At 67.6% G+C, this 11,626-nt stretch carries 13 protein-coding genes and 1 tRNA gene; 9 read left to right on the forward strand and 5 right to left on the reverse strand.

Features of this window, described 5'->3' with window-relative positions; genetic code table 11:
- Positions 1 to 63 precede the first annotated feature (63 nt).
- From E1292_RS28535 to E1292_RS28545, 3 genes are all read left to right on the forward strand, one after another.
- Positions 64 to 708 carry a GNAT family N-acetyltransferase gene (locus tag E1292_RS28535; RefSeq protein WP_132598402.1) on the forward strand — a complete coding sequence of 215 codons (645 nt, stop codon included), beginning with the start codon at positions 64 to 66 and terminating at the stop codon, positions 706 to 708.
- A 124-nt stretch (positions 709 to 832) separates the two neighbouring features.
- Complete coding sequence (sepX, locus tag E1292_RS28540; RefSeq protein WP_132598404.1) at positions 833 to 1,414, forward strand: divisome protein SepX/GlpR; 582 nt, start codon at positions 833 to 835, stop codon at positions 1,412 to 1,414.
- A gap of 49 nt (positions 1,415 to 1,463) precedes the next feature.
- Positions 1,464 to 1,540 (forward strand) — tRNA-Ala (locus E1292_RS28545).
- 243 nt (positions 1,541 to 1,783) lie between these two features.
- On the opposite strand, the gene E1292_RS28550 is transcribed toward E1292_RS28545, so the two are convergent.
- The 3 genes from E1292_RS28550 to E1292_RS28560 form a co-directional block, all read right to left on the reverse strand.
- Complete coding sequence (locus E1292_RS28550; RefSeq protein ID WP_132598406.1) at positions 1,784 to 2,146, reverse strand: hypothetical protein; 363 nt, start codon at positions 2,144 to 2,146, stop codon at positions 1,784 to 1,786.
- 44 nt (positions 2,147 to 2,190) lie between these two features.
- The gene (locus tag E1292_RS28555; protein WP_132598408.1) at positions 2,191 to 3,432 is read right to left on the reverse strand and encodes a hypothetical protein; all 1,242 of its coding nucleotides are present in this window, start codon (positions 3,430 to 3,432) and stop codon (positions 2,191 to 2,193) included.
- A gap of 140 nt (positions 3,433 to 3,572) precedes the next feature.
- On the reverse strand, positions 3,573 to 4,496 hold the full coding sequence (locus E1292_RS28560) for a hypothetical protein (protein WP_132598410.1): 924 nt from the start codon (positions 4,494 to 4,496) through the stop codon (positions 3,573 to 3,575).
- 72 nt (positions 4,497 to 4,568) lie between these two features.
- On the opposite strand from E1292_RS28560, the gene E1292_RS28565 reads away from it, so the two are divergent.
- Positions 4,569 to 4,883 carry a helix-turn-helix domain-containing protein gene (locus E1292_RS28565; protein WP_132598412.1) on the forward strand — a complete coding sequence of 105 codons (315 nt, stop codon included), beginning with the start codon at positions 4,569 to 4,571 and terminating at the stop codon, positions 4,881 to 4,883.
- A 379-nt stretch (positions 4,884 to 5,262) separates the two neighbouring features.
- Here the strand turns inward: E1292_RS28565 and E1292_RS28570 are convergent, their stop codons facing one another.
- On the reverse strand, positions 5,263 to 5,655 hold the full coding sequence (locus E1292_RS28570; RefSeq protein WP_132598414.1) for a hypothetical protein: 393 nt from the start codon (positions 5,653 to 5,655) through the stop codon (positions 5,263 to 5,265).
- 349 nt (positions 5,656 to 6,004) lie between these two features.
- On the opposite strand from E1292_RS28570, the gene E1292_RS28575 reads away from it, so the two are divergent.
- Both E1292_RS28575 and E1292_RS28580 read left to right on the forward strand, forming a co-directional pair.
- Complete coding sequence (locus E1292_RS28575) at positions 6,005 to 6,619, forward strand: RNA polymerase sigma factor (RefSeq protein ID WP_132598416.1); 615 nt, start codon at positions 6,005 to 6,007, stop codon at positions 6,617 to 6,619.
- Positions 6,612 to 7,790: a CU044_5270 family protein gene (locus E1292_RS28580; RefSeq protein ID WP_132598418.1), complete on the forward strand. Its 1,179-nt coding sequence runs from the start codon at positions 6,612 to 6,614 to the stop codon at positions 7,788 to 7,790. Before E1292_RS28575 ends, E1292_RS28580 begins: the two co-directional genes overlap by 8 nt.
- Before the next feature lie 218 nt (positions 7,791 to 8,008).
- On the opposite strand, the gene E1292_RS28590 is transcribed toward E1292_RS28580, so the two are convergent.
- Entirely contained in the window at positions 8,009 to 8,650 is a 642-nt protein-coding gene (locus E1292_RS28590; protein ID WP_132598422.1) for a hypothetical protein, read from the reverse strand.
- Between the two features lie 1,308 nt (positions 8,651 to 9,958).
- Here E1292_RS28590 and E1292_RS28595 point away from each other — a divergent pair.
- From E1292_RS28595 to E1292_RS51410, 3 genes are read left to right on the forward strand one after another with little or no spacing between them, the layout of a single operon-like run.
- Positions 9,959 to 10,852: an N-acyl homoserine lactonase family protein gene (locus E1292_RS28595; protein WP_132598424.1), complete on the forward strand. Its 894-nt coding sequence runs from the start codon at positions 9,959 to 9,961 to the stop codon at positions 10,850 to 10,852.
- Positions 10,853 to 10,870: 18 nt separating this feature from the next.
- Complete coding sequence (locus tag E1292_RS28600) at positions 10,871 to 11,356, forward strand: MarR family winged helix-turn-helix transcriptional regulator (RefSeq protein ID WP_132598426.1); 486 nt, start codon at positions 10,871 to 10,873, stop codon at positions 11,354 to 11,356.
- Complete coding sequence (locus E1292_RS51410; protein ID WP_165974786.1) at positions 11,353 to 11,502, forward strand: SRPBCC family protein; 150 nt, start codon at positions 11,353 to 11,355, stop codon at positions 11,500 to 11,502. The genes E1292_RS28600 and E1292_RS51410 overlap by 4 nt, the downstream gene beginning before the upstream one ends.
- Positions 11,503 to 11,626 lie beyond the last annotated feature (124 nt).

The following is an 11,626-nucleotide window of genomic DNA, read 5'->3' on the forward strand; positions in this document are numbered from 1 at the left end:
CGATCCGGATCCTCGATCGCTGACCCGTGGCGACATCATGTCCGATAGGGGGATGATGAGAGCGTGGATCGACTTCGTGGCTGGCCGGCGACTCTCAGGGAAGGTCCGGTCGGCCTGCGGCCGCTGCGGCTGAGCGACGTGCGCGCGTGGCGCGAGACCCGGCTGCGCAATGCCGACTGGCTGCGTCCCTGGGAGCCGAGCAACCCGGAGACGCCGCTGTTCAGGACCGGTCTCGGCCCCTACATCTCCATGGTCGGCACCCTGCGCCGCGAGGCCAGGCAGGGGCTCGCGCTGCCCTGGGTGGTCACGTACGGCGGGCGCTTCGCGGGGCAGCTCACCGTCGGCGCGATCGTATGGGGATCCGCCCGCTCCGCCCAGGTCGGCTACTGGATCGACGGCTCGCTGGCCGGCAACGGCATCACCCCCACCGCTCTCGCCATGGCCGTCGACCACTGTTTCTTCACCACCGGCCTGCACCGGCTGGAGGCGAACATCCGCCCCGAGAACCAAGCCAGCCGCAGGGTGGTTGAGAAGCTCGGATTCCGGGAAGAAGGCATTCGGCGGCGCCAACTCCACATCGATGGGGCATGGCGCGACCACATCTGTTACGCGTTGACCGTCGAGGACGTTCCTGGCGGCCTTCTCGTGCAGTGGCGTCGTGCGCGTGAGTCGGCAACTCACGGCGGTTCTCCCGTCGAAGAGGTTTGACGATCTCGCGACACACCGCACCGAATGCTCGTCAATTAGTGACACGCGGTCTTACGGTGCGTGACGTGAGCACATTGAAGACGCAACCAGCACACTCGCGTCTTCGTGCTGCCCGGAGGTGCCCGTGAGCATCCTCCTCTACCTCGCCATCGTCGTGATGTGGCTCTGCGTCCTGATCCCGATGTGGCTGCGCAGGGACAAAACCAACCTGGCCGAACTCGCCGAGCTCGAAGAGCACTACACCGGCGAGCACCAGCTGCCCGACCTCGACAACCTCGACCCCTCCGACGCCGACGAGGACGACGGGGCAGTGCCGATGGAGGTCGAGAAGGTCGACGTCCGCCAGTTCCGGCTCCGCCGCCGCGCCATCATCGTGGCCCGCCGGCGTCGCCTCCTCTTCTTCACCGCCCTGCTGGTGCTGGCCTCGGTCGTCACGGCAGCGGTCAAGATGATCCCATGGTGGGGGGTCGCGCCCTCCGTCGTCATCATGCTGGCGTACATGGCCTTTCTCCGCATCGCCGTACAGGTCGACAGAGAACGGCGCGAACGTGCCCGCCAAGCGCGCGCTGAGCGGCTGCGGCGGGCTCGTGAGCAGCGGCGGGTCGTCGAGGAGGCGGAGGCCGAAATCATCGATCTCGCCTCGCACCACTCGGATGTGCTGTTCGATCAGTACGCCGAGCCGCCCAGGCGAGCGGTGGGCGACTGAAACGGTGGCGCGAGGACCCTCCGGAGTTTGCTAATCTGGTCGAGTCCTTGGGGATGTAGCGCAGTCCGGTAGCGCACTTCGTTCGCATCGAAGGGGTCAGGGGTTCGAATCCCCTCATCTCCACCAGGGGCCGTTCTTGAAACGGCTGAACTGAGGTTGACGGGATCCCGTCTGATCATTGCGATCGGGCGGGATCTTGTTGTTTCAGGGGTTTCCGAATTGGGTTCGTCCTGGTTTGGAACTGCGGAGCGGGTGTCTGGGAAGGCCCGAGTGGTGTCAGGCCGCTGGTGGAGGACCGCGATCGCACCGTTGGGCATGGCGAAGCCGGCGGTGTTTGGGGCGCTGCGACGGAGTGGTTGGTTTTGCGGCTTATGGGGTGGGTGGTGGCCTGCTCTGGCCTGTGGGTGGTGTGCCGTCGAAGGGCTCGACTGGAGTCTGCGGGGTGTCGGCGGGTGTGACGGGCTCGTCTTGGGGCTGGTGGGTGTGGCGCCACTGGTCGAGCAAGTGGTCGTTGGCGACCGCGACAAGCAGCGCGGTGAGCAGACTCTGGGCGACGCGGCCGTGGGCGAGTCGGGTCTTGGGGTTGCCGAGGTCGAGATCGTGTCCCTTGAGTCTGCCGTTGATGCCTTCTGTGTTGGCGCGGACGGGCTTGTAGGTCCTGATCCAGGCGGGACTCAGGTAGGGCAGGTCCTGGCGGAACTTGTCGAGGTGCCCGAGGTCGTCCTTGCCCAAGGTGATGGTGTGCTGGCGGCAGATCTTCGGCAGTTCGTCGGCCTTCAGGTCGGTTGTGGGGGCAGGACGCGGGGTTTTGCCGCGAGGTGGGCCGCTCGCTGTCGGGCGTCGGTCAGGTCGACTGCGGCGGGCCGGAGCGGCCCGCGCTGGTGAAGGCGATCGAAGCGAGGGCAGGTAAGCGACGGGGAAGTGCCTGCTGCCGGGCATTGGAAGCGGATGGCACCGCCAGCGTTCGTGCTCTGTTTGAGGCGCAGCAAGTACGGCTCTCGCGCGGTGATGAGCGCGGCAAGTTCGTCCGATGGGGTGCGGATGGCGGCGTCGTCCGGGCCGGTGGTCGCCTGCGCGAGCCGGTCGGGCATCAGCGGGCAGGCCAGGGAGCCGTCGATGAGCAGGGCACCGTGGGCGCTGCCTTGGACTCCCCGCTGGTCCACTTTGTAGTCCAGGGCGAGTTGGTAGCCGAGCTGGCGTGCGGGTTGGGCGAAGTGGCCGGGTTGCTGGTCGGTGTAGGCGCGGTCAACGACGGCGAAGCCGGTGGGCAAGCCGAGCGCGGCCAGGGGTTTCAAGGTGGTGATGGCGTTGGCGCCGATGCGTTTGTGCGGGATGTCGAGGACCAGGCCAAGCGCCAGTTGCGGGAAGGACCCGGAAGCCGGGCGGGTGCGGGCGGCGACGGTGAGGGTGGCGCTGTAGCCGTATTCAGGTGGGTCACTGCCCGCGGAGTGATGCCAGCCTGCGGTGATCTCGGTGGAGGCGATCAGTTCGCCGGTGGAGCGGCGCGCTCGGGGTGGGCGGGCGAAAACTGGGACGGCGGTGGTGTCGATGCCGACGTCGCCGCGGAATCCTGCCAGGTAGCCGCGGCCTTTGCCCCAGCGGACCAGGGTGAGCACGAGCGCGGTAACCAGGTGTTGCAGCAGGTTCCGCTTGCGGGTGTGGTCGGGATCGTCGTCTTGCCAGGCGGTGGCGAGAAGGTCGGCCTCGTGCTGTGGCAGGCGGGTGCGCCGGTCGTGCCGGGCCGGGTCGAGCAGGCTGGTGAGCCGGTCGAAGGCGCGGTAGAAACGCCGACTGTCGGCCAGGCAGGCGTGTGGATCGTCGGCAGGTGGCCGGTCGGCGTCCAGCCCCAGATGCTCACGCCTGGTCGCGGACAGACAGAAGGCGGCCAGCCGCCAGGCTTCGGCCAGGGTGGCCTTGCCGCTGTGGTGGATCGAGACGAGCAGGCAGACGAGAACCGCCCGGATCGGCATTCCGGCTGGTCCGGGGCGGTGGCCGAGTTCGGTGTCGATCAGCGTCATGATGCCGGAGGCATCCAGCAGGCGGCTGTAGTGGCTTGCGACGGCGTCGGGGACCCGAAAAGCCTGCTTGGCCGGAGGGCGAGGTCGGGTGGCTCGGGCTCGGGTGGTGCGCGGCGGCCAGGCGCGTGGCTTCGCCGTACTCAACCGTTGCGGCCGCGCAGCAGCGCGGCCGCGGTGGGCTCGTCCAAAGCTGGGACGAAATGTTGGTAGCGGGCCAGCGCGGAGGCGCTCATCCCGGCCGCGGCGGCCACCACGCCCAGGTCGATCCGCGCGGTCAGCAGCTCGACGATCCACGAGGCCCGCAGTCGGCGCACCGACAGGGCGGGCAGGCCGCCGGTCGGCGGGTGCCGTGCGGTCCAGGAGCTGAACAGGTTCTTGGCGTGCCGGGCCGCTCGCCGCGACCGGAACACGAAGTTGTCGCTGTCCTGGTCGGTGGCACCGGCCAGGACGTCCTCCCAGGCGGCGCGGCAGACAATCAACCGCTGCGCGCCGGGGGCGGTGACCACGACCGCGCCGGAATCCAGGCGGCGCAGATGATCGGTGCGGACGGCGGCCACCTCACCGGCGGTCAGCCCGCAACCGAAGGCGAGCGCCATCAAGGCCAGCGCGTCGCTTCTGGCTTGGCCGGGCAGGCGTTCGGCCCAGGAGCGCAACCGGCTGAGCTGGGCCGGCGAGTAGGGCGGGCTGACGGTTTTGGGGGCTTTCATCGGTGGCGGCGCCTGTTCGCCGCGTTCCAGCCAGGCCAGCGTGGCGCGCATGTGCCGCAGCCAACTGCGGTAGGTCTGCGCCGAACTCGGGGCCAGGTCGGTGCAGCCGGTCAGGACGAACGCGTCGATCGTCTCGTGCCGCAACCACACTTCCGGGTCATCCGGCAGGCCGGAACGGTGACACCACACGGCCAGCCTGGCGGTCGCGGTGAGCAGCCGTTCCACTCGATAAGGAGAACGGTCCGCGCTGGCTGCGACCAGCATCCGCACATGCCCGCAGATATGGTCCCACTCCGGCGGAGCCTTCTGTGGCCGGTATCCGGTGATCGTGGCGGAGGTTTCCGCGTCGAGAGTCACACCCCATCCATAGCGGCAGAACAATATGCCGTTACGCAGCGCGACAACATCCACCGAAAGGAGCCGTTTGTCATGGTCGGAGGACGCAGGCGTTCCCGCTCGCCCCGGGACCTGGCCGAGGACCCGGAGGACTGGCCCCACGCGAATCTGTCCGGCCATCCGGCCGCCGCCGTCGTCCAGGCCATCGCCGCAGCTCTGCAAGCAGTGATGGCCGAGCGGGGGCTGAGTTTCCGCCGGCTGGCCGAGGTCAGTGGGGTGAACCGGCAAACCGTCAACGACGTGGTCGTCGGGCGTTGCTGGCAGGATGTGGCCACCATCGCCCAACTGGAGGCCGGCCTGGCCGTCCGACTGTGGCCTGCTTCGCCCGCCGGGGCGGGCGGAAGCTGACCCTCGCCGGACCCCTTCTCGCCCTGGTGAGGGCATTGTCGATCCTTCCCTCGCCTGCCCTGCCGATCGCAGGGCAGGCGAAATCCAGGCTCGACGCCTCCCCAAAGGCCCCCATTCGAGTTACTCTCGGGAGTGCGCGAGACACTGTCAGTTAGATCCTGGAGGGTGCTCACGCAACCTCGGGTGCCGCCGAGGGCCTAATCTCGGCGGCACCCTGCTCGTCTGGCCCGGTGCCCACGACCGTCGTTGAGCGCCTGACCTGCGATGTGTCTTTTGCTCTATGCCTCGTCGTTGGCGACTCCCCCCAGCGCGTGACCATTGATGCCCGCGGCGATGGAGAACAGGCCCGGCTCGTGCTGGGTCAGCCAGCCCAGCGCCGTCAGTCGCTTGAGCCGTGCCCGGGTGGTCTCTCCACCCGGCCTCGCACGTCGGGCTCGCCCAGCGCTTGAGCCACTTCTTTGGCACGCATCGTCCGTCCGGAACTCGCCATGATCACGACGACCCGCTGGTCGAGCCCGGTGACCTGTTTCGGCGCCGGCGCGACTTTCTCCGGCGAGGTGTGCGTCAGGGCGTCAGGCGTGCCGCCAGAAGGCGCTTGCGCGGGCTGGGAGTGCCTGGCCAGCATCGGCGCGACTATCCTTCGGGCGGTGGCCAGGTCGCTCAGCTGCTCTTCCAGGGCCGACACCTGCTCACGCAACGACTCAAGTTGCCCGCGGACGGACTCCTCGTCCGCAGCCAGTTGCTCCAGCAGCGATGCTTCGCCCAACGTCATGCCGACCTCCACGTACTGGCGCCGTGCGCAACCCGCAGAGAATGTGCGACTGCACAGAGTCACGCAGTGCCTGCAAAGCGTAACTGTAGATGGCTTTGTGGCTCACGTGAAGAGACACCTCTGCAGTCGGTCCTTCCACCACCGAACACAACTGTCCCTGTGCGACTACAGACCCACCGGATGGCTCGACAACCACTCACTGTGCGCCGCCTCGGCACCAACAGGAGCGGCCGTAGGGGCGTGAAGAAGAATCTGAGGTATCGCCAAGTAGAGATGTGATGCGACGACCAACCACAACAGCCACGTGACCCCGCGAAGCGTTCCTGCAGGGAGGAGTGGAGGAATTCGTATGAGCGCGTTACAGGATGTGAGCGATCTTCCGAGAGAAACCGAGGACGCGAACCTGCTCAAGGAGTCCCTCCGCATCCCCGAGCGGTTCGAGGCGCTCTACGACCGCTATTTCGCGGAGATCCATCGATATGTCGCCGGCCGGTTGGGCACGCAGACCGCCGACGACCTGACCGCGGAGATCTTCCTGGCGGCATTCCACGGCCGCGCACGCTTCGACGCGCACCGGGGCGTCGTCCGCGGCTGGCTGTACGGCATCGCCACCAACGTCGTCGCGCAGCACCGCAGAAGCGAGTCGCGCCAGCTGCAGACCCTGCGTCGTACGGCGGCGGAGGACGCGGTCGACGCGGTCGACGCCGGGCACGAGGATCTGGTCGCTCGCCGTCTGACGGCCGCAGGCGTGCAGGAGCAGCTCGCGTCCGCCCTGGGCGCGATCCCAGATGCCGACCGCGACGTGCTGGTGCTCCTCGCGCTGGCGGAGCTCAGTTACGAGGAGATCGCGCAGGCCCTCGACATACCTCCGGGAACCGTCGGATCCCGGCTCAACCGGGCCCGCAAGAAGCTGCGAGCCGCCCTCGGCGGCGTCAATCCCATGTTTGGAGGAGCAGATGGATGACCTGAGCGCGATCCGGGAGCTGCTCTCGGCACCGCCCGTTTCCCCCGAGGTGGTGGCGGACGGCCGGACCCGGCTCGCCGCCGCCTTCGCCAGTACGCCGAAACCAGCCAACCTGAAGAGCCTTGAGATGACCGAAGAAACCCCTGTCCACCAGTACAAACGCCGGGCGACGCGGACGGCCCGATGGACCGCTCTGGGCGTCGGCCTGCTCGGCGCCGCGGCGGCCGTGACCCTTGTGGTCACGTCGGGAACCTCGGCAGAAGCGCCGGGTACGCGGTCCGCCGCTCAGGCGCCGTCCGTAGAGCCCATCAAGAAGCTGTCGGCCCAGCAGGTCCTCCTGGCGGCCGCGACCTCGGCCGCGAAGACACCCGCGGACGGGGCGTACTGGGTCCGCAACAGCGTTACCGGCAAGCAGCGAGTCGAACCTGGCGGCAAATACACCCTTGAGATGACCACCTTGCTGGAATGGTGGGTTTCTCAAGTACCCGGCAAGCCCACCTGGCTCATCAGCCAGAACCTGGGGATCAAACCGGCGACGCCCCAGGACGAGGAGGCGTGGCGGGCGGCCGGCTCTCCGCACAGCTGGACCTACCCGGGCACAACCGTAACCACGCGCGGCAAGTCCCTCAAGACGGGGAGCGTGACCCTGCAGAGCAAGCCGGGCGAACCCGTGGCCAAACGGGTGGACGGCGATAAAACCGACTCGTCGGTGGGCAAGCCCATGACGCGGGCCGCGCTGAGCGAACTGCCGACGACTGCCGACGGCCTGAAGGACTATCTGAAGACGGTCATCGCCAAGCAGTGGGGCGCGGAGTACGCGCACGTGGACGTGAACGCCGAGCTCTACCAGGCCGGCGTGCACATCATCATGGATTATCCCGCTCCGCCCAATGTGCGGGCGGCGGCGTTTCGCATGCTCGCCTCGCTGCCCGGTGTGAAGGCAGAGGGCGAGGTCACTGACCCGCTGGGCCGCACCGGCCAGGCCGTCAGCCTCCCGCATAGCAATGGGGAGGGTCGGCTCATCATGAACACGGCTACGGGGGAGCCGCTGGCGTTCGTGACGACCATCAAGGGAGCCCGTGTCTTCGTGGCGATCAAGAAAGCCCGCTGGACCGACGACAAGCCTGACCTGTCTGCCAGCCGACGCGGCTCGGACGACCCGCCCGCCTAACGCCGCAGACTGCCTTGCCCGCGCCCTGGGGGCGACGCGGGCAAGGCAGTCACCCGATCGGCGAGGGCAAAGGTACGACCGCGAGGACCTGCGCCGACGCCTTGCCGAAGAGCCCGGCGTGCCGGTCACTCATCTGCTGGCCGAGATCCGCGAGCGCGGCTGCACCGGCAGCGCCAACCTGCTGGTGCGGACAGGCATCTCTCGCGGCCCTCCACGTACTAGTACGGTCCCACTCCCGAGAGCATCACAACAGCCGGTAGCCAGAAATGGGCGATAGGTACGAGCGCGAGAGATACCACTATGAGTAAGCATTTGTTGGCTGGCCTCGCCTGAGCGACGCCGAATCCAAGGCCCGCAACGATCAAGAGCGTCGCGAAGACCACGGCCATAGCGGCCGGGATGCAGCCATGATGCCGGAGCCCAGGGTCGACGATCAGCGTGCCGTCGTTGTCCGTCAGGACAGGTGAAGCTGCGAACACGCGCAGGAGGGGAGCCGCCCTCCATGATGCCACCGCCAGGTCTGCCAGGCCCAGCCCGGCTCCGGCGAGGACCGCCGTGACGAAGCCCGTCCGCCACGTCTTGTTCCTGGCCCATCGTGCGGCCAGCAGGCCGGCCAACAGCGCGCACACGTGCCCGACTGCACTGCCGGAGGTGTAGGCCAGGACGGCAGCAGTACGCCACTTCGCCACCACTTGGTCATCCGGTTGCGCGTCGGGCCACATGCTTCGCCCCACATCGATATTGAGTGCCACGAGCAGGACGGCCGCGCTACCAGTCACCGCGATCAAGGCCGCGTACGCGGCGACGTACCAGGTCTTGCCCCACCAACTGATCGACAAAGTCCGCGTCACATCGCCCATCGTGCCCGATCATGGGGCATTTCTCCGCGTGCCCGTTCAGAAGCGCCCGACACCGTCGGTGCAGCACCAGTGCCACAGCTGGGAAACGATCAGTTGTGCTGCGGGAAGCGATCATCACTCTCCCCGATTCGGTGCAGGCAACGCCTATTCGTGAACACCCCACCAGGGGTCGTTCTTGAAACGGCCGGACTGAAGTTGACGGGATCCCGTCTGATCATCGCGATCAGGCGGGATCTTGTCGTTTCAGGGGTTTCTGAATCGGGTTCGTCCTGGTTTGGGAACTACCAGGCCGGAGCCAGTTGCGGAAAGGGCCCGGAAACCGAGCGGGTGCGGGCGGCGCGGGTGAGGGTGGCACTGTGCCCGAACTGCGGGGGCCGTCTCCGGCCGAGTGGTGCCAGCCGGCGGTGATATGGGTCGCGAAGGAAGATTTTCCAGGCCCCTTCTGTGTCTGATCGTTGAGATCGGGCGGGATCTTGCCGTCCCGCTCGTTTGGTGATCTTGAGGAACGCCCGTCGTACGTTCGAGGCGTCCGGCGGAGTGCCTACGCTCGCGCAGAAGAACCAGGTGGTGATCTTGCCAAGTCTCGCCGGGCCATGAGCTTGTGGACGACTTGGCGGGTGTGGTGTTGCCGGAGTGGCTGCGCCGTTAGCTTGGGTAGTTCCAGCGTGCGTCGTGACTTGCGGGTCTTGGTGTCCCCTCCTTCTCAGTCGGAGCGCCATACGTAGCTGGCATTCCGTCACCGGATGCCAGGTCTTGGGGGTCGGTATCCAGACGACGACATGATCCCAGCGCAGCGCATGTGCCTCCTCGATGCGGACTCCGGTGGTCAAGCTGAGCCCCTGCCTGCTGCCGGGTGAGCGCCTTGCCGGGGCGTCCCTCCACGTGGGCGTGATGACCAGCTCGGCAACGTTTCTGAGCACCATGTCGCGGCTTGCCGGATGGCTCGCTTCAGAACGCTGTGAATCTCCCGGAGGGTGGTGGTGGCGAGCTGGTTCGGTTCACAACCCAGCCGTGCCGGCAGCGCAACCCGCTGTTACATGGCGCGACGACATTCACCGAGAACGCGCTTCGCCGTGGCCGGAGGACGCGCGCGTTACTGCTCTCCCCGGGACTTGGGCGGCGACCCGGAGAGCCGACCCCACGCGGACCTGCCCGGAGACTCCGCCGGCTGATCGCACTCGAGCTCGACGCGTTGGGGGCATCGTCGTTCCTTCCTCGCCGCCGCTGGCACACCCGGTGACGGTGCGGCCGGTGTCGGTCGATCCAGGGTTAGTTGACACGACATATATGTCGTGTAATGTATTAACCATGACGAACGCGAGAAACACCGCAAATCCCATCAAGCGCGTCTCGGTGATCAGCACCGGATCGGTGTCGATCCACCCCGAGCACGTGGCCGCGACCCGCAAGCCGCTGTACTGGTGGCTGTTCACCTCGCGCCGCTGGACCCCGCCGCTGCCGATCAACGTGTACGTGATCGAGCACCGCGACGGCCTGGTGCTGTTCGACACCGGCCAAGACCGCGCCTCGGTGACCGACCCCGGCTACTTCCCCGGCGGCATCACCGGAGTGATGTACGACCGGCTGGCCCGCTTCGACATCGCCCCCGAGCAGACCCTCACCACCCAGCTGGCGGCCATCGGCTACGACATCGCCGACGTCCACACCGCGGTCATCTCCCACCTGCACCAAGACCACATCGGCGGACTGCGCGAGCTGACCGACGCCCAGATCTTGGTCAGCCGCCGGGAGTGGCAGAGCCTGCACCGGGCGGCACCGGAACTACGCGGCCTGCTGCGCTCCCACATCGAGCTGCCCGCACTGCGCTGGCGCCGCCTTGACCCCGAGCCCCTGGCCGACCCCGCCCTGGCACCCTTCACCAGCGGGCACGACCTGTTCGGGGACGGCAGCCTGGTGCTGCTGCCCACCCCAGGCCACACCCTCGGATCGCTGTCGATGCTGGTCCGCAGGCCCGGGCACGCGCCGCTGCTCATGGTCGGAGACCTGACCTACGACGCCGACCTGCTGGAGCAGGGCCACGTACCCGGCGTCGGCCACAAGCGCCAGCTGACCGCCACCACCCGGATGATCAACGAGCTCTGCCAGGCCAACCCCGGCCTGACCGTCCTGGCAGCTCACGATCCCGGTGCCGCCCCCGCCCTGGCCGCCGCCAGCCGTCACCTCGTCGCCACCTCGCTCTGACCAGAGAGAATGGCGTCCATGCGTCCCGCAGAAGAATTCCGCTACCTCGTTCTGGCCGCTCAACGCGAAGGCAACCGCCTGCTGGGACAAGCACTGAAGCCGCTGGGCATCACAACCTCCCAAGCCGAAGTCATCAGCATCCTGCGCGAACGCCAGCCCCTGACCCTGACCGGCCTGGGCGAGCTTCTGGTCTGTGAGAGCGGTAGCAGCCCCAGCCGCTTGGTCGACCGCCTGGTCGCTGCCGGCCTGATCCACCGCACCCCTGCCGAGCACGACCGCCGGCACATCGACCTCCGCCTCACCGACAGGGGCGAGCAACTGGCCGCAGAGATCATCCAGATCGAGGAACAGCTCTACCAGATGATCGATGCCCTGGCCGAAGGCAGTGGCCTCGACCAGATCAACACCTTCCTCCGCGCCTTCGTCCGCGACTATCCGGCAGGCCAAGCCCTCATCCGCCGCAACACCACCGCCCCACAGCCCAGTAAGGTCCCCCCTCCATGACTCACCAGCGAGCCACCCGCTACCTCAATGCGCCCCTCGACCGGATCCGGCACGCGCTGCTCGACCCCCGTGCCCTTCCGGAATGGAACCCGGCCTTCCGCTCTCTCACCGGACCCGCTCACGCCACCGCCGGCACTCCCTACTGAATCGCCCCGGCTTTGATGGAGACCTCAGCGGTTGATTGCTAGGGCTTCGTTGGGATGGTGCTGAGCGTAGTAGATCGCCTCGAACTCCTCGGGCGGGAGGTGGCCGATGGCTGAGTGCAGGCGG

Origin of the sequence: Nonomuraea deserti (assembly GCF_004348685.1) — a bacterium.
Lineage (GTDB): Bacteria > Actinomycetota > Actinomycetes > Streptosporangiales > Streptosporangiaceae > Nonomuraea > Nonomuraea deserti.